The sequence below is a fragment of the Pelotomaculum propionicicum genome (genome assembly GCF_048984525.1).
GTDB classification, from domain to species: domain Bacteria; phylum Bacillota; class Desulfotomaculia; order Desulfotomaculales; family Pelotomaculaceae; genus Syntrophopropionicum; species Syntrophopropionicum propionicicum_A.
This window is the reverse complement of sequence record NZ_JBMGJC010000012.1, coordinates 77580-98091: the sequence shown is the minus strand read 5'-3', so window position 1 is coordinate 98091 and position 20512 is coordinate 77580. Positions and strand designations below refer to the sequence as shown.

At 37.6% G+C, this 20512-nt stretch carries 20 protein-coding genes; all 20 read right to left on the bottom strand.

Translation table 11 applies throughout. The annotated features are described in order from the left end of the window. Positions 1-10: 10 nt before the first annotated feature. The 20 genes from ACOBQJ_RS13845 to ACOBQJ_RS13750 all read right to left on the bottom strand — a co-directional run bounded on the left by ACOBQJ_RS13845 (position 11) and on the right by ACOBQJ_RS13750 (position 20199). The gene (locus tag ACOBQJ_RS13845) at positions 11-991 is read right to left on the bottom strand and encodes an NAD-dependent 4,6-dehydratase LegB (protein WP_421072352.1); all 981 of its coding nucleotides are present in this window, start codon (positions 989-991) and stop codon (positions 11-13) included. Continuing rightward, a complete protein-coding gene (locus tag ACOBQJ_RS13840; RefSeq protein WP_421072351.1) occupies positions 988-2106 on the bottom strand; it encodes a polysialyltransferase family glycosyltransferase in 1119 nt (372 codons plus the stop codon). Before ACOBQJ_RS13840 ends, ACOBQJ_RS13845 begins: the two co-directional genes overlap by 4 nt. Beyond that, positions 2103-3641, bottom strand: a complete 1539-nt coding sequence (locus ACOBQJ_RS13835) for an oligosaccharide flippase family protein (RefSeq protein WP_421072350.1) — start codon at positions 3639-3641, stop codon at positions 2103-2105. Before ACOBQJ_RS13835 ends, ACOBQJ_RS13840 begins: the two co-directional genes overlap by 4 nt. Positions 3642-3699: 58 nt before the next feature. Further along, positions 3700-4254: an acyltransferase gene (locus ACOBQJ_RS13830; RefSeq protein WP_421072349.1), complete on the bottom strand. Its 555-nt coding sequence runs from the start codon at positions 4252-4254 to the stop codon at positions 3700-3702. A gap of 238 nt (positions 4255-4492) precedes the next feature. Continuing rightward, complete coding sequence (locus ACOBQJ_RS13825; RefSeq protein WP_421072348.1) at positions 4493-5764, bottom strand: aspartate aminotransferase family protein; 1272 nt, start codon at positions 5762-5764, stop codon at positions 4493-4495. Beyond that, a complete protein-coding gene (locus tag ACOBQJ_RS13820) occupies positions 5754-6662 on the bottom strand; it encodes an ATP-grasp fold amidoligase family protein (protein ID WP_421072347.1) in 909 nt (302 codons plus the stop codon). The genes ACOBQJ_RS13825 and ACOBQJ_RS13820 overlap by 11 nt, the downstream gene beginning before the upstream one ends. A gap of 45 nt (positions 6663-6707) precedes the next feature. Further along, positions 6708-7883, bottom strand: a complete 1176-nt coding sequence (locus tag ACOBQJ_RS13815; RefSeq protein WP_421072346.1) for an O-antigen ligase family protein — start codon at positions 7881-7883, stop codon at positions 6708-6710. A gap of 12 nt (positions 7884-7895) precedes the next feature. Next, positions 7896-9071, bottom strand: a complete 1176-nt coding sequence (locus ACOBQJ_RS13810) for a glycosyltransferase (RefSeq protein ID WP_421072345.1) — start codon at positions 9069-9071, stop codon at positions 7896-7898. 167 nt (positions 9072-9238) lie between these two features. Continuing rightward, positions 9239-10030 (bottom strand): hypothetical protein, encoded by a 792-nt coding sequence (locus ACOBQJ_RS13805; RefSeq protein WP_421072344.1) that lies wholly within the window; start codon positions 10028-10030, stop codon positions 9239-9241. An 11-nt stretch (positions 10031-10041) separates the two neighbouring features. Then, positions 10042-11061 carry a dTDP-glucose 4,6-dehydratase gene (rfbB, locus tag ACOBQJ_RS13800; protein WP_421072343.1) on the bottom strand — a complete coding sequence of 340 codons (1020 nt, stop codon included), beginning with the start codon at positions 11059-11061 and terminating at the stop codon, positions 10042-10044. Between the two features lie 13 nt (positions 11062-11074). Further along, positions 11075-11959, bottom strand: coding sequence for a glucose-1-phosphate thymidylyltransferase RfbA (rfbA, locus tag ACOBQJ_RS13795; RefSeq protein WP_421072342.1), 885 nt, complete (start codon positions 11957-11959; stop codon positions 11075-11077). A 1-nt stretch (position 11960) separates the two neighbouring features. Beyond that, positions 11961-12887 (bottom strand): GNAT family N-acetyltransferase, encoded by a 927-nt coding sequence (locus tag ACOBQJ_RS13790; protein WP_421072341.1) that lies wholly within the window; start codon positions 12885-12887, stop codon positions 11961-11963. Positions 12888-12911: 24 nt separating this feature from the next. Continuing rightward, positions 12912-14006 (bottom strand): DegT/DnrJ/EryC1/StrS family aminotransferase, encoded by a 1095-nt coding sequence (locus ACOBQJ_RS13785; protein ID WP_421072340.1) that lies wholly within the window; start codon positions 14004-14006, stop codon positions 12912-12914. Between the two features lie 14 nt (positions 14007-14020). Beyond that, entirely contained in the window at positions 14021-15241 is a 1221-nt protein-coding gene (locus tag ACOBQJ_RS13780) for a glycosyltransferase family 4 protein (protein WP_421072339.1), read from the bottom strand. Further along, positions 15238-16509, bottom strand: coding sequence for a glycosyltransferase family 4 protein (locus ACOBQJ_RS13775; protein WP_421072338.1), 1272 nt, complete (start codon positions 16507-16509; stop codon positions 15238-15240). The genes ACOBQJ_RS13780 and ACOBQJ_RS13775 overlap by 4 nt, the downstream gene beginning before the upstream one ends. Then, the gene (locus ACOBQJ_RS13770; protein WP_421072337.1) at positions 16502-17548 is read right to left on the bottom strand and encodes a transketolase family protein; all 1047 of its coding nucleotides are present in this window, start codon (positions 17546-17548) and stop codon (positions 16502-16504) included. Before ACOBQJ_RS13770 ends, ACOBQJ_RS13775 begins: the two co-directional genes overlap by 8 nt. Before the next feature lie 8 nt (positions 17549-17556). After that, a complete protein-coding gene (locus ACOBQJ_RS13765; protein ID WP_421072336.1) occupies positions 17557-18441 on the bottom strand; it encodes a transketolase in 885 nt (294 codons plus the stop codon). Next, positions 18438-19169 carry a sugar transferase gene (locus ACOBQJ_RS13760; protein ID WP_421072335.1) on the bottom strand — a complete coding sequence of 244 codons (732 nt, stop codon included), beginning with the start codon at positions 19167-19169 and terminating at the stop codon, positions 18438-18440. Before ACOBQJ_RS13760 ends, ACOBQJ_RS13765 begins: the two co-directional genes overlap by 4 nt. A gap of 15 nt (positions 19170-19184) precedes the next feature. Next, a complete protein-coding gene (locus ACOBQJ_RS13755; RefSeq protein WP_421072334.1) occupies positions 19185-19943 on the bottom strand; it encodes an SDR family NAD(P)-dependent oxidoreductase in 759 nt (252 codons plus the stop codon). Positions 19944-20058: 115 nt separating this feature from the next. Then, a complete protein-coding gene (locus tag ACOBQJ_RS13750; RefSeq protein ID WP_421072370.1) occupies positions 20059-20199 on the bottom strand; it encodes a hypothetical protein in 141 nt (46 codons plus the stop codon). Between the last annotated feature and the right edge of the window lie 313 nt (positions 20200-20512).

Sequence of the window (20512 nt, the reverse complement as noted above, 5' to 3'; positions counted from 1 at the left end):
ATATCCTCCGCTATAGGTTATAAATATCAACCTTGTAATTAGCCAGATTATGTCTTAGGAAGTCGATAGTCTCAGCCAGCCCACTCTCAAAAGTGTATTGTGGTGACCAATTCGTCAGGTATTTTATCTTTTCATTTGAACCAAGAAGCCTGTTGACCTCACTCTTCTCCGGTCTTAGCCTCTGCTCATCACAGACAATCTTTGCATTCGGGTTGATTTGCCTGATCAGTTCCTCTGCAAGCTGCCCGATGGAAATCTCCTGCTGAGTTGCTATATTTATTTCCTCGCCGATGGTCTTTTCCGACTTGGCTATTTCAATAAAGCCATTAACGGTATCCTTCACGTAGTTGAAGTCCCTGGTAGGGCTCAACGCACCAAGATGTATCTCTTCTTTCCCCGCCAGCAGTTGAGTAATGATTGTAGGAATAACTGCCCTAGCGGATTGGCGAGGGCCGTAAGTATTAAATGGTCTTACTATTGTGATCGGCATACTGAAGCTCCTATAGAAAGACTCTGCCAGTCTGTCCGCACCTATTTTGGTGGCTGAGTATGGCGATTGCCCCTGGTAGGGATGCTTCTCATCAATCGGCACATACTGAGCCGTGCCGTACACTTCTGAAGTAGAGGTGATAAGCACACGGCTTGTCCCTAAGTCTCTCGCGGCCTGCAACACATTCAGAGTCCCCTTGATGTTGGTATCAACATACGTATCAGGCGAATGGTAGCTAAAAGGAATGGCGATAAGGGCAGCCAAGTGGAACACTTCATCCACGTCCTTCATCGCCTCTCTGACGCCATAGGGGTCTCTAATGTCGCCTTGGAAGATTTCAATTTCATCTAGTATTACTTGGGGGAAAGTATCCACCCATCCCCATTTATTAAATGAGTTGTAATATACTAAGGCTTTTACTTTAAAGCCTAATTTTACCAATTCTTCAGTTAGATGGCTACCAATAAAACCGTCCGAGCCAGTGACTAGGATTTTTTTCATACTTGTAGCTTCCTCCACCAATTGATTGCGTCATCTAATTGTTCTATAGATTCTGGAATGAAAATTCTTCTATCGAATTCTTTTTCCAAGTCATCCATAAGGCTATTAATTCTCTCATTATTTAATAGTTTATACAGCAGTATTACTCTTGTGTCCTTATTATCTAATAGCATATTCTTGTATGCTGATGAATAAAACGTGACGATAATCGGTTCACCTATAATCCCATAAAGACACTCAAATGGTATCACATTTAATTCTTCTGGTAATTCATGCACGTTACAGCCATCTGAGTATCTCCTCTTCTCCATATCTCTCGGATGTTTCTTAATTAGCACATTCTTTCCTGTGATTAACAACCTTTCAATAATTTTCTCTTCCATATCTTCTGTCAAGCCAATCTCTTCTAGTGGTTGAGTTAAGAACGCAAAATCAAATGATTTATATCGTTTTAATCCTTCAAAGTTATAACCCAGAATATTCTCAATAAAAAACTGACAATTCTCAAATGTGAAGTAGTTGTTTTGTTCAACAATTTTGAGATTTACCCTGTTTTTTAATTGCGTAAATCTTTCAGCATCCGAGCATACAATTTCATTAACTAGTAAGTTATAACCTTGCGGGTAATTATTTAAAAAATAATCAGATAAACCAAATAATTTTTGTATTATATACCAACAATATCCAAGCCTCTTCCTTGGTATTCGTTTTTCGTATAGTGCATTTCCTTCTTCTATAAGTATCACTTTGCCGTTCTTTCTTGTAAATAGTCTAAATTTCTCGATGAATGTGCTCTCCATTATTTCATGATCTTTAAAAACGACTAAATTCATTTGTTTTGATTCATCAATTTCCTTTCTAATTACATTTATTGTTCTTTTGATAACTAATAGTATTTTAATTAAATTATTATATTTTGAGAATATCTTGTAAGCACTTTTTTTTCTGTCAATAATGATTTCAACCAATCTAAAGTAATGTTTAATGCCCGATGGGACATCTGCAACACTTGTTCTGAATATAATTATGCATTCGCAATCTGAATAAATATATTTTATATAATTGATAGCTTTATATAAAGTTAGATAATTGAAACAAATAAAAATGATTTTCATTGAAAAATTCCTTTTGTTAAAAAAAACTTCTTAATTTGATATTGCCCTGTCTTTATAATTTTGTTTATCATTTTTCTATTAGTAAAATATAAAAAACCTAAATATATGCCAACTACACCAAACTTATAGAGTAAGTTTCCCCAACTGAACACTGTCATGTACTTCGTATAACTGAAATATAATCCTGCTCCCATAAATAATAAGCTTGGAATTACTATTTTCAACATTTCAGTAACTTTATAGCCGATATCTTTATACCTTTTACTCATCACAATCACAATCGTCGTTACAATAATTTTTGCGTTCAAAAACGCCACAGCAGCACCATACATCCCGTAAACCGGTACTATAATATATGCCAGTATGATATCAGCAAGACTGCCGATAATTGTTGCGATGAATATTTTCCTAGCCGCTTCTTTGTAGTAAAAAAGTACATTGACATAAAAGTAATATATTGACTTAACAGAAAAAGCCATTACCAGAATTGGTACAGCTGTCCAAGCCATTACATATCTTTCGTCAGTCATGAGAATAATAACTTCCTGCGAAAAGAGCCCAATCACTATGTAAAATATTGAGTAAAGTATTATCAGTAACCGTGATAAATCAACAATTTCTTTCCCTGTATTATCATCTCCATGCGTCATCACATCATAAAACCAGGGGGAAAAAGCTTGATTCGCGGATGCTTGTACAGTATCTATAATATTGCCAAACTGCGATGCTACGCTATATAAACCTACCGACGACAAACTCCAGTTATTGTTAATAAAAACACGTGAAGCAAAAGTAGCGATACTGGTTGAAAGACTATGAGGCATAAGAGGTATTGAGTATCTAAGTGCTTTATGCAATAGTGATTTATTGATGCAAAATGTTATCAAGTCATTAGACTTTAGGTCAAATATCATATATATAAAATAGCAGATAAGCATACTTAATGTTGCAAGTAAAACTCCAACTGCACCTAATTTAAACACACCAATAAAAAGCAGGGTACATCCGACTTGGAAGCCAAAAACTGTTAAATTTCTAATAGTTAATTTTTTGCCTAACTGCATACCCTGCATGATACACTGGTGTACATTATATAAGCAATCAAAAGTTAAAATAATCAATGCGATAACAATAATTGGATAGAATGCAATCCCCTTAAAGAACCAACTTATTAATAATTTTTGCAGGATAAACCCCAGTCCTGTAAAAATAGAACCTGATAAAAATACAAATATCACAATAGTTCCATAGAATTCCTTGAGTTTCTCCCTGTCTTCTTTATAATCTGTATAGAAACGGACAACTGCCGAATAAAGTGAAAACCCAACAACAAACATTACAACACTATTAAAACCATTGACCATATTTGTTATGCCATAATCCTCTGGAGTAAGAAACATTGTATAAACAGGCAACAATAAAAAACCAAACGCTTTTATCAGTAAAGAACTTAAAGTATATAACCCCGAATTAAATAGTACTTTTACTTTTCCACTCATTACAAAGATGTTCTCCTTGGACCTTTCAAGTTCCATTTCTGTATGCGCTTAATATATAATACCAACCGTAGCTCTATTGTTCAGCTTTTGCTAATTATCCCATCTCTTTAATGCTGCTTACAGTAATATTTGCATCTGATTTTATCATTGTACCCGAAGGGTAGTGGCCCTTTAGAATAGTACCTGATCCAACGATACAATCATCACCCAACTCTGTTCCTCGTAAAATAATCACATTGGCACCTATCCAACATCTATCACCGATCACGATTTTTCCAGTTACATATTCATCTGAATAAATTATTTTTGAATCAAATCTATGATCGTGGTCATAAATACAAACGTTAGGCCCAAATAAACATTTTTCTCCAATGTGTATATATTTTCTTGCAACTACCGTACAATGTCTATTAAAAAAGGTACGCCTCCCTATATCAAGTATTCCTTCCTCCGCTGCAGATAAATGTACATAAGGATATGTTGTAACCTTTTCACCAATATTTAGGCTACCTTTTTCAACATTAATACTTGTAGTAATAGAAAACATTTGAATAAGCGCAACATTTATTTTGCTCCCATAAATTATACGTAAAATGACAATACGTATAAAATTACATGCAACTTTAATTATAGCTTTAAACTTATTCATTCTTTACACCTTTATTATGATCTATTACGCAACTCCATATGATGTTTATTAATCCTAATTCGAAATATTTCTATATATAACAAAATATTAAATAGATCTTTGGATTTAAGCTCTAAGCATACAGTATTAGATATCATAAATTTGAGGTTAATATAATAGTGCAATACAGGTAGTGTTGATCCTAGTTGAAGACTGAAATTTTATATAGTTGAGATAGACGGTCTTCGTATTTAATTATTTACCTATGATAATATTTTTCCAGCGTCACAGTTACAGCCTCTTTTATAATTCTTAAGCCTTCAACTAATGTTTCTTGCTCAATAGTAAGGGGAGGCAATATCTTGAGAACACAATTATCACTACCGGCTCTTTCAATTATCAGATGGTTTTTAACACAGTTTTGCATCGCAACGTTAGATAATGAGGAGTCAATTTTAGAAAAATCTATCCCCCATATCATTCCTATTCCTCTAACTGATAAACGGCTGTCAATCGGCAAAATAGCATTAATAAGAAAATCAGAAATAACTTTCTCTCTTTCCTTTACCATTTGAGGCAGATTGCTTTTCTTGTAATATTCCAATCCGGCAACTGCACCAACAAAAGCTAACTGATTACCTCTGAATGTACCATTATGTTCAGCAGGGCTAAATATATCTAATTCCGGCTTTATTAATAAAATCGACATTGGCAAACCAAAACCGCTAATTGATTTTGACAAAACAACTATATCAGGATCAATATTAGCTCTCTCGAATGAAAAGAAATTACCAGTACGACACACACCAACTTGAATATCATCGCAAACAAGGAGTATATCATGTTTTGTGCACAGGTCACGTAGTTTTTGAAGCCATTCGATATCAGCTACGTTAACACCGCCTTCAGCTTGTACTGATTCAAAGAATATAGCGGCAGGCTTATCTATACCGGAATGATCATCTGTAAGCATCCACTCTAAGTAGTCAAGAGATTTTTGGTGGTCTTCAAACTGATTACAATATGGAGCGAAAATTGTATTGTTTAAAGGAACCCCTCCACCTGCTCTACTGAAACTATCGCTCGTTATAGCAAGACTCCCTAAACTCATACCATGAAAAGCGCCAGAAAATGCTATAACATTACTTCTCTTTTTGTTTTTTCTTACAAGCTTTAATGCGGCCTCAACAGCATTAGTTCCCGTAGGTCCGCAAAACATAATTTTGTAATCTAATCCCTTAGGCGACAATATATTATTGATAAATGTTATCAAAAATTTTTCTTTTTCCACTGTGTACATATCGAGAGCGTGAATGATATTATCCATTTCCAGATATTCCAGTATTTTGCTCTTTATGTATGGATTATTGTGTCCAAAATTCATCGCTCCGGCGCCAGCAAAAAAATCAATATACCGCACGCCATTACTTGAAATTATTACTGCATTTTGTGCTCTCTCAAATTTTACTGGAAATACTCTACAGTATGACCGCACATTGGACTCATTTTTTTCAAAGTAATCAAACATCATTTACTCCTCCTAGATCAATCCAACTTCCTAGCAGATAATCATCCTCTTCATTGCCAAAAAGATCAAAACCAGAGGAATCATAAAATGTTATTTCACCAAAATACAGTTTATCCTGCACCACAAACCAATCGATTCTAACATGGCGCATATTTGACGCTAGCTGCTCAGATAATTGAATCATTTTTTTAAGCTGGGGTGGCTTGTCACACACAAATTTAGACGTTGGGCTGCCTTGTGATATTGTAGTTTTATTCCATTCTGAATCATAGAAGTCTTGCGTATGGTTACCGTATCTATCGATGTGTACCTCAATAAGTTTTGCTTTTCCATTAAAGCATAGAACCTTGTAATCATCTGGTGTTTTATCTGTATCTGAAATAAATGTTTCACAAACAATCCTCGACTTCAAGTTCTTATATGGCCATTCCCTCCCAAACCAATACCAACTCATTTTCATCCATCTGTTGAGATTAACTGTTGATTCTTCAATGTTTAACCTGCTCTTATCGTAACAAATGATGTTGCAGCCCGAGCCATGCGTACATTTAAGAACAAATCTATCTGGCAGAGTATCCCATGGGATATCTATTGTTTTGTCGTAAACGTCAATTAATGGTATCAAATATTTCTCGCCAATAGTGTTTTTTATGTAAGACCTTACTTCGAATTTATCAACATATGTGCAATATTCCGGATTTCTATCATAAAGTTTGAGCCATTGCAGTTTCTCATTAAAAGTAAGAGGTTTATCTAAGTTCAGCTTTTTACCAGTTTCACATCGATAAATTAATTTTAAATAATTTGTATCACTCAACCAACAAAAAAAATTTTTGTTGCCTAAATATCTTACTATTTTCTGTGGTTTTTTGATCAGTTTCAAAACAGAATTTAAATCCATTTACTATCACCTCTGTGTACAGAATCTCCCGAAAGACAGAAGGTTTTATTTGCGATGTTTGTTTATGTTATTATAAGCAATAATCATCCCAAACGCTATGCTTGATGTCATTTCATAGAAATGAATTATTCCTATACCTAAAAACAACAACACACCAAATATCCCCAACATAATTCTTGCTTGCTTAAGGGAAAAATCATCCCAATTACTTATAACCATCTTTCCATATTTAAAAATTATTAATATATATGCTGATAAATACAAGATACATCCAACGATTCCTGTGCAAGCCAGAGTTTCTGCATATGTAGAATGAGAATATCCTTGATAAATTGACATGGCCCTAAAATTATTTAAACCTATTCCTACTAAAGGACTTTGTTTAAAAAATTGGAACGCCTCAATATACATGTTTTGTCTAGTCTCATCTCCAAATTCAAATAAGTTAGTTAATCTCAAGATTAATACAGAGTCATTAAAATTAGGAACTAGTATAAAATACGCAAAGCCAATTATTAATAGTAGTGAAATTATCCCTTTCACCTTTTCAGTTAATCGCAAAGCTCTGATATCTTTGAATACAATAAATGTAAGCCAATATATAATTAATAATACAATACTAATAAAAGCTTTTCGTGATCCAGTTAGAATACATACATAAACCAGCAATAATATAGCACTAAAAGCAATTATCGAATATCCTAGTTTCTTTAAGTTAAGTTTATATAAAATACTTCCTACCCCTAAAACCATCGTGATGCCAAGTTCGTTTGGATTATTATTTATTCCCATAGTAATTCTGCCTTGACCATAATCTAAACCCCAAAAAACAGTTGTAACCGCACAAAGCAATGTAAATATAATGAATACATTAATGAAGAAATCTATCTTTCTGTCTTGATTTGATATATATACAATTCCAAATATTAGGATTGTAAATTGAACAAACGTTGCTACAGAATTGATAAGATAAACTTTATTTACCGCAACCATTAGTCCAAAAAGAAAAGAAGTAAATGCAAATACAATCCACAGTTTTAATTCCCCTGTTAACGATTTAAAAATATTTATCCTCGATTGTATTGCATGTAACAGAATAAAGTAAATCATACCTGAACCTAGAAACAGCATCATATTGGGAATTTGATAAAAAACGATTTGAAACCACCCATAATATATTACTAATAATATATAAAATAATTTACTGTTTCTAATCCACATAATGTGCCTACTTCACTTTTGTATTTTCGATTCCATAAAACGTATTATATTTTGAGTCCTCTGTTTAATACTTAAGTTTGAAGCACTATGAAGAGCGGCATTAGACATTTTAGCACGAACAATTGGATTGTTTTTTAAAAATTGAATTGCATCTGTAATTGCATCAATACTATTCACATCTACCCGTATTGAATTATCCGAATTAAGTATATCATCATTAAATGATTGATTAGAAGAAATAATAGGCAATCCACAAGCCATTGCCTCGATTATTGCATTGCAACACCCTTCAGCCAAAGTCGGTAATACAAACACATCAGCTGCATTGAGGTATTTGTAAATTTGCTCATGTTTGAGGCGTCCTTTAAATAATATATTTGAGCATGTTGGTTGTAAGGGCCCTTGGCCGATAAAAATCGAATAAACATCTTTAAAGCTTTTTAATGCGCTGGATAAAACTCCTATACCTTTTCTTTCAATGAAGTGACCTACAAAAGCTACAATAAACGACTCCTTCGGAAAGCCAAATTCTCTACGAGCATTCTGTTTATCGATCAGGAAAAATCGATTATTGTTAACTGCATTCGGAAACACGCCAATTTTATTCTCTTCGCTTTTTTCGATTATCCCATTTTTGAGAAGTTCAGTTTTATTAGCTCTGGAAACAGCTATTATTCCATTTACCTTATCCATAGCTCTCAAAACATAGTCACGGTCGACATTTTTAATGACATCAATTGAGCTTTCACCATAAGCTATATAAGATGGTTTGTGAAATTTTATACCTAATTCAGATGCAGCTAAACCTGTGGGGTATATAAAGTGCCCATAAAAAGCATCAGCATCAAATCGAATTCTCTTATATTCTTGTAATACTGCTCTCTTGAAACTGTGTAATGTCATCATTACCGTATTAACCCCTAAGATGTGCTTATCAGAAAAAGAAAAAAACCTTGGGGAAAAAATCCTAATTATATTCCCATTTCCCACAGTTTTAACCCGACTCCTTGGTGGAGCCTCAATTTTTTCGCGTATCCAATGTTTTGTTAAACTATAGGGTGAAATTACATTGCATTCTATGCCTTGCTCTGATAATTCAATGACAAGCTGATCCACAAATGCATTTCCGGGATTCAGATCTGTAGGATACTCATTTGTAACTATACATAATTTCTTAATCCTTTTCATTCAATCAGAGCCTCCAATAGCTATGTCTATACATTTATACACCTTGTAGTGTTATTTATATAATTCTGCTCGATGAAAAGGTCAAGTAGATCACTGATGTTGTACACAGGTACAATTATGCATATCTTCGGTTCCACCATATTACTCCACATCCAAAGGCATAATAATTATCTATACTTTATGCCTCTTATTAATCTTGAAACATTCTCTTTTGTATTTGCCCAAGGAGCCGCTCCCCACTGTCTGGGATGCGTAAGAAGATATATTACTGGTTCATTTCTTTCAATTGCTTGTAATGTTTCCTCTTTGAATTTGTCTGTAGCGTGATCAGCTATCCTACAGGTAACATACTGCATTTGTGCCGCATCGTATGCTTCTCGTTGAATACCAAGTCTGTTTCGTAGTTCTATATCCTCCAGTATTACTGTGTTGCTCACTCCGAGCTTCACATTAATGAAATCTCCATGGGCAGCAACTACCGTACACGGCATACCAGTCATGCTTCTAAACCGCATGATATTTCTCTCGAACAATGCTCTGATTTCCGGCAGGGCATTCGACACAGCTTCTTTTTGCCGCAACCGTTTAGCTTCAGCATAGGTGGCAAGCTCCTCATAATGGTAAGAAGCCATACCCCCCCCCGCTACGATTTGTGGGATTAGTGTCCGCATTATGGTTTTGTTTCTAAAAAAGCATGTACTTCTTGCACTGTGCTTTATTTCTGCATCGATCAACTTTTTCATAACACAAACTGCCTTTGTATCTACATCGCGCCGGATAATCATTCTCTTGGCATCGTAGACTGTGCCGGTATTAATCAACTCATCAAAGGAGGAGAACGTCTCAAATGTATAGCATGCATTCTTTGCGCTTACTAGTATCTCTTCATAATCAGCGACCTTAGATGGCAGAAAATAGTCATTATATATACGAAACCAAATTGCCCTTAATATGCTCATCTTCTTTCCTCTTAACGGTTCCCGTACATTTTCTCGTAGTAGTTCTGGTACTCGCCGGAGATGATGGTTTCCCACCACTCGCGGTTATCTAAATACCACTGGATGGTTTTCTTTATACCGTCGGCGAACTTCGTCTCCGGCAACCATCCGAGTTCATTATAAATTTTAGTCGGATTAATGGCATATCTCATATCATGTCCTTTACGGTCAGTAACATGGGTTATGAGGGAATAAGGTTTTCCAAGAGCGTCACAGATCATCTTAACGATGTCAATATTGCGCATCTCGTTATGACCTCCGATGTTATAGACTTCTCCGACTCTGCCCTTGTGGATGACCAGGTCAATTGCTTTACAATGATCTTCTACATATAGCCAATCACGGACATTGGTTCCATCCCCGTAGAGCGGCAGAGGTTTGTCGTTAAGGGCGTTTGCAATCATCAACGGAATCAGCTTTTCCGGGAAGTGATACGGTCCATAGTTGTTAGAGCAACGGCTGATTGACACAGGCAAACCGTAGGTTCTATGGTATGCAAGAACAAGAAGGTCCGCTGCTGCCTTACTGCTAGAGTAAGGACTTGATGTGTGAATCGGCGTTTCTTCTGTGAAGAACAAATCGGGACGATCAAGCGGCAGATCGCCATAAACCTCATCAGTTGAAACTTGGTGGTATCTTTGAATACCGTACTTCCGGCAAGCATCCATAATTGTGGCAGTGCCCATGATGTTGGTCTCCAGGAAAACGCCAGGGTTCTCTATGGAACGGTCAACATGGCTTTCAGCTGCATAATTTACAACAATGTCTGGGTGTTCTTCCTCGAACAGTTTGTACATAGCCTCACGGTCACAGATATCCGCCTTCACAAATCTGAACCGCGGATTATTCATAACAGAAGCGAGGGTTGACAGGTTTCCTGCGTAGGTCAACTTGTCCAAGCACACAATACGGTACATGGGATACTTCTCCAGCATATGGAATATGAAGTTAGAGCCAATAAATCCAGCTCCGCCGGTAACAATAATTGTCATACTTTCTCACCGATTAATATATGAGTGTTCCGTCTGCTACTTTTTTCAGGTGTTCACCATATGGTGATTTCCCGTAACGTGCAGCAGATTTGAGCAATTCTTCTTTGGAAATCCAACTATTTCTATAAGCAATTTCTTCTGGTGCGGAAATCTTCACACCTTGACGTTTTTCAATCATCTGAACAAACGTTGAGGCATCAATCAGGCTATCCATTGTTCCAGTGTCAAGCCATGCAAAACCACGTCCTAATATTTGCCCCTTAAGCGTCCCATCCTTGAGATACATGTCATTAAGCGTTGTTATCTCCAATTCCCCTCTTGCAGAAGGCTTAACCTTCTTTGCGAACTCAACGACACGTTTATCGTAGAAGTAAAGACCGGTTATGCAGTAGTTTGATTTCGGATTCTTCGGCTTTTCTTCTACGGACAGAATGTTCCAATCCTTATCAAACTCCATAATACCAAAACGTTCTGGAGCGTTGACATAGTAACCGAAAATAGTGGCATAGCCGTTTTCTGCATTAGCTACTGCTTCACGTAAGAACTTTCCAAGTCCACCACCATAAAAAATATTGTCACCAAGAATCATTGCGCACAAATCATCGCCGATGAACTCTTCGCCAATGATGAACGCCTGTGCTAGTCCATCCGGACTGGGTTGAACCTTGTATGACAGATTTATACCGAACTGATGTCCATCTCCAAGCAAGCGCTCAAAATTAGGTAAGTCAGCGGGTGTGGAAATGATAAGAATGTCTTTTATTCCCGCCAGCATTAATGTGGAAAGCGGGTAATAAATCATCGGCTTATCATAGACAGGCAACAACTGTTTTGATGTCACCATAGTCAACGGATACAGCCGCGTCCCGGCTCCTCCGGCGAGAATAATACCTTTCATGTTAGCCTCCCACAAATTCTTTGAACTGGTTGTAATCTCTAATGTAATCTTCAACCTCATAGTAGTCAGATGCTGCAACGCAAAGGACTGAATTCCTCTGCATCCAAATCATCTCACGCCATATTGGGCGATCGATAACAACACCAATGGAAGGATCGCTTAATGTGATTTCCTCTCTTTTATTGCCATCATCTAGGATTAACTGAATCTTCCCATATGGGCAGAACAAGAGTTGTTTCAATGTCTTATGTGCATGAAATCCTCTTCTGACACCTTCTGGCACCTTCGAGATGTAATAGATCCGCTTTATAGCAAAATCCATATCATGTTTTGCTTCAAAGAAAGATAGCTCTCCGGCATCAATCGTGGGTACAGTTTTTATACTAATTATTCTGCAACCGGCCACTTCACCTCTGGTAACAGCCACATTAGTATAATCATTACCACGAAGGACTGCGTACCAAAGCAAGTCATTTTTGCCCTTATATCTATCAAGGACATTCTGGGCAATATCCACGATCTGATTAAACCCATGTTTGTTGTAGAATCTGACTGCTCTTTCATTTTTCTTGGAAACGCACCAGTACACACTATCCAGGCCAAGTTCCTCAAATGCAATGCGGATAATCTCTGCCATTCCATACCAGGAATAACTCCGGCTCATTGCTGCTTTACGTACTGTAATGGCAAATTCCGCATTACCATGTTCTCTATCAATATGCTTGAGGCTAACCGTACCCATATACTCATCTGTATCAGACACAATAGCCATGTGTAAATCATTTGAGGTGTCTGCGCTTTCGAGTATAAAAGCCTCTGCATCTTCCATTCTTTTTGATGCAAAGTCGGTATTTAAAACGCAAGTGACATCATCATCATGCATCCACTCCAGCATGAGCGGAGCGTCTTTTAATTCCAGTTTTCGCAATAACAATGCAGCACCTCTATTGTCTTACTTGAACCGATTTATAGTTTCAATAACATAGTCAACTTCGTCTTCCGGCATACCAACATAAATCGGCAGGCTTAGCTCTTGCTTAGCGAAAGACTCAGCCGTAGGAATCTTCCCTGACTTAGAGCCCAGGCTCGAATAGCAACCCGCGAGATGGCAAGGAATCGGATAGTGAATCTGTGCATGGATATTGTTTTCTTCAAGGAAATCATGCAGTCTATCACGTTCTTCACAAAGAACTGCGAACACATGGTAAACATGCTCGCTGTCGGGGCGAAGGTCTGGAAGGACCACCTTAGGGTTCTTTATTCCATCTAGGTACTTTTGAGCAATAGCTCTTCTCTCGCCGTTGCCTTCTTCTATGTGCTTAAGAGCAACACAGGTTACTGCCGCCTGAATTTCATCCATTCGACTGTTGATACCGATAATTTCATGCTTATATTTAACTTTGCTTCCGTAATTGCGGATCATTCTGACCTTATCGTCAAGTTCATTACTGTTAGTAATAACCGCACCTGCGTCTCCCATAGCGCCAACTGGCTTGGTCGGGTAAAAACTAAAACACCCTGCATCGCCAAACGTGCCTACAAGCTTTCCCTTATATTTAGCGCCATGAGCTTGTGCACAATCCTCGATAACATGAAGGTTGTGTTTATTTCCAATCTCCATAATTTGGTCCATATTGCAAGGCTGGCCATAGAGATGAACTGCCATGATAGATTTTGTCTTTTCAGTAATGGCTTTTTCAATTCCTTCTGGGTCTATACCGAAGAATTTATCTGCCTCAACGAAAACCGGTATAGCGCCTGTTTCTGAAACAGCAAGAGCTGTGGCAATGTAAGTATTCGCCTGTACAATTACCTCGTCGCCTGGACCGATTCCAAGTGCAGAAACTGCAAAACAAAGTGCATCAAGCCCGTTTCCTACACCGGCACAGTGCTTCACTCCATGATATGCAGCAAAGTCATTTTCAAACTTCGTTAGTTCATTTCCGAGAATGTACCAACCGGAACGAAGTATACGAAGAACCGCCTCTTCATATTCACTCTGATACTTTGTGTACAGCCTTCCTAATACTGTAAATTCAACTTTCATCTCTGATTCTCCAATCAGTTTCTTTCTAATACATCGTTCAGATACTGCTCTGCTACTACCTTTTCTGAATAGTTAACTGCTGTATCAATTGCGTTTTGGCCTATGCGGTTTCTTTCTTCCATTGTCATATTGCAGATGCAGTCGTATATGCTTTTAAGCATCTCAGCATCACCAGGATTACAAATAAAGCCATTTTCTCCATCAATAATGATTCCATCGAATCCACCACCTTTTGAAGCTATCGTAAGGCACCCCTGAAGCATCGCTTCTATATAAACCATTCCATAGGCCTCACCGTCACTGATGAGTGTGAATATATTTGAATCGCCCATCTTCTTTAGAACATCTTCTCTCGGAACTTTACCAGTAAATATGACCTTTCCATCTACATTCAACTGCGATAGCAGCGACTTTATATTATCTTCTTCCGGACCACCGCCGACGATTTCTAAAGTTGCCATGTCCGAATTCCTATACTTTTCAACAAAGGCGTTTATTACTGCATCAAGATGTTTTCTCTTTATAAGACTTCCAACATAGATGTATTTAATACCGTTGCTGAAATCATGTTTTTTACAAAATTTTGTACAGGCATCAACTGCATCATCCGGAGCTCCGGAATAGCATATGAAAGGTGTTCTTATCAACTTGAGCAGTTCTTGTACCTCTTTTGCTTCAACAATAGATCGTGCCCCTACGGCTCCTATTCTGTTTATTAGCTCATTTATCCTATATCTTTGAATATTTCTTTCATTGCAATCATGGTGGAATACAATTGAGGATTTAGCCTTATAGTGTTCTGCTAGGTTTACCGACAATTCCAGGCTTGGATTTGCAAAATGCCCAATGACTACTTCTGGTGTAAAGTTTATCTTCTGTAAGATCTCAATGATCTCTTTGGTTTGCTTTAGCATCATGACTTTCGAGTAGCCTTGGCCCGGGAACACCTTAAACATTGGCAGTCTATATACAGGAATGCCATAGTCACACCTAAACAATGGTTTTCTGGATTCGATCGGAGGAATAATATTAGAGGATTGTCCAGCCAGTTTATTTTTGATAGCACTGGGAACAAGGTAATATAAAAGAGGGAACTTACTCGGACAATGCATGACAACAACATAGTTTCCACTTTCAACCCACTCTTTAGCAAAATACTCTACTGTTTTAGTTGGCTTATTATCACCTACATCGTCCGGTTGTGGATATAACTGTGAAATTACAAGTATGTTCATGCTCTATTATCCCCGCTTTTGGCGATCACATAATTAATAACCTGATAGAGTTTATCTACTAAAACAGGCTGGTCATAATCATTAGCAGCTTGTCTTGCATTTGCGCCCATCCTCTCCATGGCTTCTTTGGGCAGTTGATACAGCTTTTCAACTGCATCAGCAAATGCCTCTGGAGTCTGATTTTCAGTAACAACACCGCAATCATATCGAGTAATGAGGTTATAACCAAATTTTGCATTGCAAATAATAGGTTTGCCACTAGAAAGGTAATCAAATAACTTGCTTTGACTACCTCCATATTTCATCAAGGGAACCTGTTTATATGTCAATATATTGGCTTTGGCATTTGATAAGATATGTGGAATTTTTGCTTTTTCTATTCTGCCGTAGAACTTCACATTGCTGATGCTATGTACCTCAATGTATGCTTTCAAAGCATCCAGTTCATCGCCGTTCCCATATATTTGAAATGCAACATCATTGATACCGCGCTTTTCAAGCTCTTTAGCAGCATCGCAAATCTGCTGTACATTGTTTGCCTGCCGAATTGATCCGCAATATACAATATTGAACTTTCTCATGTCCCACGGAAGTGGGTCGTTTATAATTTCTCTATTTCTATCGACTTCCTCCATGTCACAGCCCATATTGATATGGAATACTTTTGAGTAGTCAATTTTGTTGCTGTATTTTCTTTCTTTAAGATAATCTTTTCCGCCCTCCATAGAAAAAATTATTGCGTCGCACTGGAGATATGCCTTTTTCTCTAGTCCATAGAGTACTTGGACAATAGGATTTTTCTCACTCATACCAGCATATTCGACTATGCTCTCCGGCCAAAGATCAAAGATATCCGTTATTATTGGGATGCCTTTGAAATATATCTTTGCGAATGGAAATACATAGGCTCCACAAATAACTATTGCATCCGGTTTCGGAACTCTCTTAGAAAACTTTGAAAGTCCGAAACAGTACTTTATCATGTTTTTGACTCGTTGTACCCCATTGCCACTATATTCAGGTGCTTTTACATACAGGTATCGCACTCCGTCACAAACGCACTCAGTTTTTCCAATCTTATCTACAACATCTATATCCGTGTTATGCACAGTGCTTGCCGCTATGATGACAACATTACAACCTCTTTTCACAAGCTGTTTGCCCCAATTGTGATACCGTAGCATTGTGTTATATGGCGGTTGCTGTGCATAATGGCACAAAAACCATATTGTATTAAAGGTGTTTTCTGTCATCTGATAATCAATCATTCTTTGAGTCACTATACTCATTCATCTTCCGTCCTTCAGTAGTAATATACGTATGTTCAAGTACAAACCCATTCTTCTGATAGAAGCGATTTGCACCATCATTTCCGTCAGAATCTAACTCTACCAAAGCTTCCTTAATTTTTTTTACTATCCACCTAGCACTCATCCCATATACATCTCTCAAATACTTCTGACTTCCAACGATACTAGAATACTTGTCATCAAGTCCTATCCTCAATATTCTTGCTCTGGTTCCACCTAACTCTGCCAAGATTTCAGATACAGCACTTCCAAATCCACCGATTATGTTATGCTCCTCGACTGTTACAATTAAATCATACTGCTCAGCACATTCTTTTATCGCTACCCTATCAATCGGCTTAACAGTTGGAAATGTGTATAAAGCAGGATTAATGCTATATTCCTCCATCGACTGGATAACATCTACTACTTCATCAAAAATAGCACCTGTTGAGAATATTGCTAATTTCTCCCCATTTTTTATCTTAATTGCCTTCCCTATCTGAAAGTCATCAATCTTTTTATGTATTCTCTTTTCTCCTCCTCGGCCTAGCCTCAAATAGCAAGTACCTTGATGCTCATAAATAGCTCTTGTAGCACATGCTGTTTCTACCAAATCGCCTGGTGCTAAAACTGTAACACTAGGTAAAGCTCTCATAATAGCTAAATCCTCAGTAGCATGATGGCTCATACCAAGAGGACCGTATACAAACCCCCCGCCAACACATACAATTTTCACATTAGCATTATGGTAAGCACAATCGTTTCTGATCTGCTCTAAGCAACGCAAAGTAGGAAAATTACCTATGGAATAGGTAAATACAGTTTTCCCTTGAAGAGCCAATCCAGCTGCAAAGCTCGTCATATTCTGTTCCGCTATTCCTGCATTTATAAACTGGTCAGGTAATTGTTCCCAAAAAGGCTTTAAAACACCAAAGCCTAGATCTCCAGTGATAAGGTACACATTTTTATCTTGTTTTGCTATATCAATTAATGTTTTTACAAAAGTATCCCTCATAGTTATCGTTACTCTGCTTCCTTTGTTGCGGCAATCTCTTTATAAGCTACCTCTGCCTCGTACATATCAGTTATACCCTCTGGTATCTGCGCTCTTAATTCTAAAACTGCTAAGTCATACTCAACACCTTCGTGTGGGAATCGGTAATGCCAAAGTATGTCGTTCTCCATAAAGGATATTCCCTTGCCTTTTATAGTATTTGCTATAATTACAGTGGGCTTATCTGTTGATTCTTTTGCTTTGGTGAATGCGTCACCCAAAGCATCATGATCATGTCCATCTATATCTATTACATTCCATCCAAAAGCCTTCCATTTATCTGCAAATGGTGAAAGTCCTATTGTGTTTTCACAAAAATCAAGGCTTTGCATTTTATTGTGGTCAATGACTGCAACAAGGTTATTTAGATTATAATGTTGAGCAACTAAAGCTGCTTCCCATACAACTCCTTCGTCACATTCACCGTCACCGCAAATAACAAATACCTTATGTTGCTTGTTATCCTTTTTCGCACCATAAGCCATACCAGCCCCAACAGATAATCCATGCCCAAGAGAACCGGTAGAAAATTCAACACCGGGAATACCCTTATGCGAAACATGACCAGAAAGTCTGCTGCCATCAGCATAATGTGTTTTTAATTCCTCTACATTAAAAAAGCCTTTTTCTGCAAGTGCAGCATATATGGCAGCACCGGCATGGCCTTTACTTAGTATAATTCTGTCTCTATCTGGCATTTTAGGATCCGCCGGATCCACATTTGCAATGTCGTTATAAAGTACTGCAATAATATCTGCTACTGACAAAATTGCTCCTATATGAGATCCGTGAGATATATGAGTCATTTCAATTCCATGTCGTCTTATCTTCCATGCAAGTTGCTCACTTGTCAATTTGAAAAACCTCCATATGTAAGCGTTATTTCTCTACTCGCTGCAACTTCTCTACCAGTCTCTGAATGTTTATTCTCAGCTTGTCTTATTTTATAAGCCTCAACAATATGAGCTATATCAGCAGGCAGTTTTTCTGTTCGCGAAATAACTTTATAAATAGTCCAAAATATTATCTTTATATCATTGAGGAAGGAATTATGTTCCCTGTAATACAGTTGAAGTTTAAGTTTAAGTGGGCGGAAATATTCCAAATAAGCTTCATCTGGATCCTTTGCTTTAGTAAATACCTCAAATTGATCAAAATTAGTTATTGATGCCCAATCTGTGATTCCTGGTTTCAAATCCAAGATAGGCTTTTCTTTTTCGGTATACATATCGACATACACTTGCAGTTCAGGCCGTGGACCTACTAATGACATATCGCCAATCAATACATTAATAAGCTGTGGCAATTCATCAATTTTAGTTTTTCTTAGAAAATGACCTATCGGTGTGATGCGGTCATCGTTATCTCCTACATTCCACTTTCCATTGCCTTCAGCATCTTTAAACATAGAGCGAAATTTAAATATTCTAAAGGAGTTACCATATTGCCCTACCCGTACGCCTCTAAAAAAGACTCCACCGGCAGATGTCGCAGCAATAATAATCGCTAAAACTAAAAACAATGGAGATAAAATAATAAGACCTATTAAACTGCATACTATATCAAATAATCGCTTTATCATATTCTACCTCGTCAACTACATATTTGCTCCATCTGCCGGCACAAGTGCTCCCTGCATAAAAGAAGCTTGTTCGCTGGCCATAAATAGTACTACATCGGCGATTTCTTTTGTTGTACCGAATCTATTTACTGCTTGATGATGTCTTAAAAAATCTTCACAACGCGCAGGATTCGTAACCGTATACTGGTCCCAATAGCTACCGGGAAAAGCTACAGCTCCCGGCATTACTGCTGACATAACAACTCCAGATGATGCAATAGCTCGACCGACTGTTGTAACATAAGCATTTAAAAAGGCTTTTGCTGATGCGTACAATGGGTTCCCTCGAAGCATAACGGCAGATATGGATGAAATATGTATTACACGCCCCCATCCCTTGTCTATCATTGGCGGAATTAATATATTATTCATGTCTATTGCAATTCCCGCATTAAACTTCCAAGCATGCTGCCACTCTTCCAAAGTTCCTAATGCATTTCTGCTTACCAAAGAGCCCCCAACGTTATGAACTACAATATCAAAATCGTCTCGTTCTTCAATCAATCTACGAGCTAATTGATTAGCGTCACTCTCCATAACATCCGCAACATAGTATGCATGGTCTGTTGCATACTGCTGTTTCAATTCTTTGTCTAATTCATCTAATAAATCCTCGCTGCGGGCGATGGTGGCTACTCTCGCACCCTCTTGAGCAAAACCAAGAGCAATACTTTTCCCTATACCTTTACTCGCTCCCACAATGAGTACATTCTTACCTCTGATTCCTAAATCCATTACTTAAGCCTCCCATATCTGGCTAGCGCACCATATGCCTCTGACGTGGTGTCGCCAGAGATGAAAATAACAATGTAGGCTCAATTTCAACAGAACTAAATTAATAATGCCTGCTTTAGGAGCCCTTGACGCGGACGCGGTATATGTATAGGCGCTGGTGATAACCTCGTCGCCAGGACCCGATCCCCAGGATGCGCAGGGTAAGCTCCATTGCCGCCGTGGCTGAATTGAGCCCAACGTTTAGAAATTCCAACATACCCGGCTATTTCTTGCTCAAAGAGTTTCGTCCTCGGCCCTGTTGTAATCCAGCTGGACTTCATCGCTTTTACTACCTCTTCTATCTCGGTGTCAGTGATATCCGGTGGTGAGAATGAGATATTTTTGATTTTTATATCTTCCATTCCTCCCCACTCTCCAATTTCTAAAAAAATTATCCAACAACTTGTTCGCCATTTACGCTTTATTCATGCTTAAAATATCGTCTAAATAGATTCGAGACTTGAGTTTGTATGCCCCATGTAATCGTTAAATATATTCTTTAATTCATTATCAAAAAGTCATCCATCTAT

Excerpts from the sequence above, each read along its gene's own strand:
- ACOBQJ_RS13845 (WP_421072352.1), bottom strand. The coding sequence starts at position 991 with ATGAAAAAAATCCTAGTCACTGGCTCGGACGGTTTTATTGGTAGCCAT.
- ACOBQJ_RS13840 (WP_421072351.1), bottom strand. The coding sequence starts at position 2,106 with ATGAAAATCATTTTTATTTGTTTCAATTATCTAACTTTATATAAAGCT.
- ACOBQJ_RS13835 (WP_421072350.1), bottom strand. The coding sequence starts at position 3,641 with ATGGAACTTGAAAGGTCCAAGGAGAACATCTTTGTAATGAGTGGAAAA.
- ACOBQJ_RS13830 (WP_421072349.1), bottom strand. The coding sequence starts at position 4,254 with ATGAATAAGTTTAAAGCTATAATTAAAGTTGCATGTAATTTTATACGT.
- ACOBQJ_RS13825 (WP_421072348.1), bottom strand. The coding sequence starts at position 5,764 with ATGATGTTTGATTACTTTGAAAAAAATGAGTCCAATGTGCGGTCATAC.
- ACOBQJ_RS13820 (WP_421072347.1), bottom strand. The coding sequence starts at position 6,662 with ATGGATTTAAATTCTGTTTTGAAACTGATCAAAAAACCACAGAAAATA.
- ACOBQJ_RS13815 (WP_421072346.1), bottom strand. The coding sequence starts at position 7,883 with ATGTGGATTAGAAACAGTAAATTATTTTATATATTATTAGTAATATAT.
- ACOBQJ_RS13810 (WP_421072345.1), bottom strand. The coding sequence starts at position 9,071 with ATGAAAAGGATTAAGAAATTATGTATAGTTACAAATGAGTATCCTACA.
- ACOBQJ_RS13805 (WP_421072344.1), bottom strand. The coding sequence starts at position 10,030 with ATGAGCATATTAAGGGCAATTTGGTTTCGTATATATAATGACTATTTT.
- rfbB (WP_421072343.1), bottom strand. The coding sequence starts at position 11,061 with ATGACAATTATTGTTACCGGCGGAGCTGGATTTATTGGCTCTAACTTC.
- rfbA (WP_421072342.1), bottom strand. The coding sequence starts at position 11,959 with ATGAAAGGTATTATTCTCGCCGGAGGAGCCGGGACGCGGCTGTATCCG.
- ACOBQJ_RS13785 (WP_421072340.1), bottom strand. The coding sequence starts at position 14,006 with ATGAAAGTTGAATTTACAGTATTAGGAAGGCTGTACACAAAGTATCAG.
- ACOBQJ_RS13780 (WP_421072339.1), bottom strand. The coding sequence starts at position 15,241 with ATGAACATACTTGTAATTTCACAGTTATATCCACAACCGGACGATGTA.
- ACOBQJ_RS13775 (WP_421072338.1), bottom strand. The coding sequence starts at position 16,509 with ATGATTGATTATCAGATGACAGAAAACACCTTTAATACAATATGGTTT.
- ACOBQJ_RS13770 (WP_421072337.1), bottom strand. The coding sequence starts at position 17,548 with ATGAGGGATACTTTTGTAAAAACATTAATTGATATAGCAAAACAAGAT.
- ACOBQJ_RS13760 (WP_421072335.1), bottom strand. The coding sequence starts at position 19,169 with ATGATAAAGCGATTATTTGATATAGTATGCAGTTTAATAGGTCTTATT.
- ACOBQJ_RS13755 (WP_421072334.1), bottom strand. The coding sequence starts at position 19,943 with ATGGATTTAGGAATCAGAGGTAAGAATGTACTCATTGTGGGAGCGAGT.
- ACOBQJ_RS13750 (WP_421072370.1), bottom strand. The coding sequence starts at position 20,199 with ATGTTGGAATTTCTAAACGTTGGGCTCAATTCAGCCACGGCGGCAATG.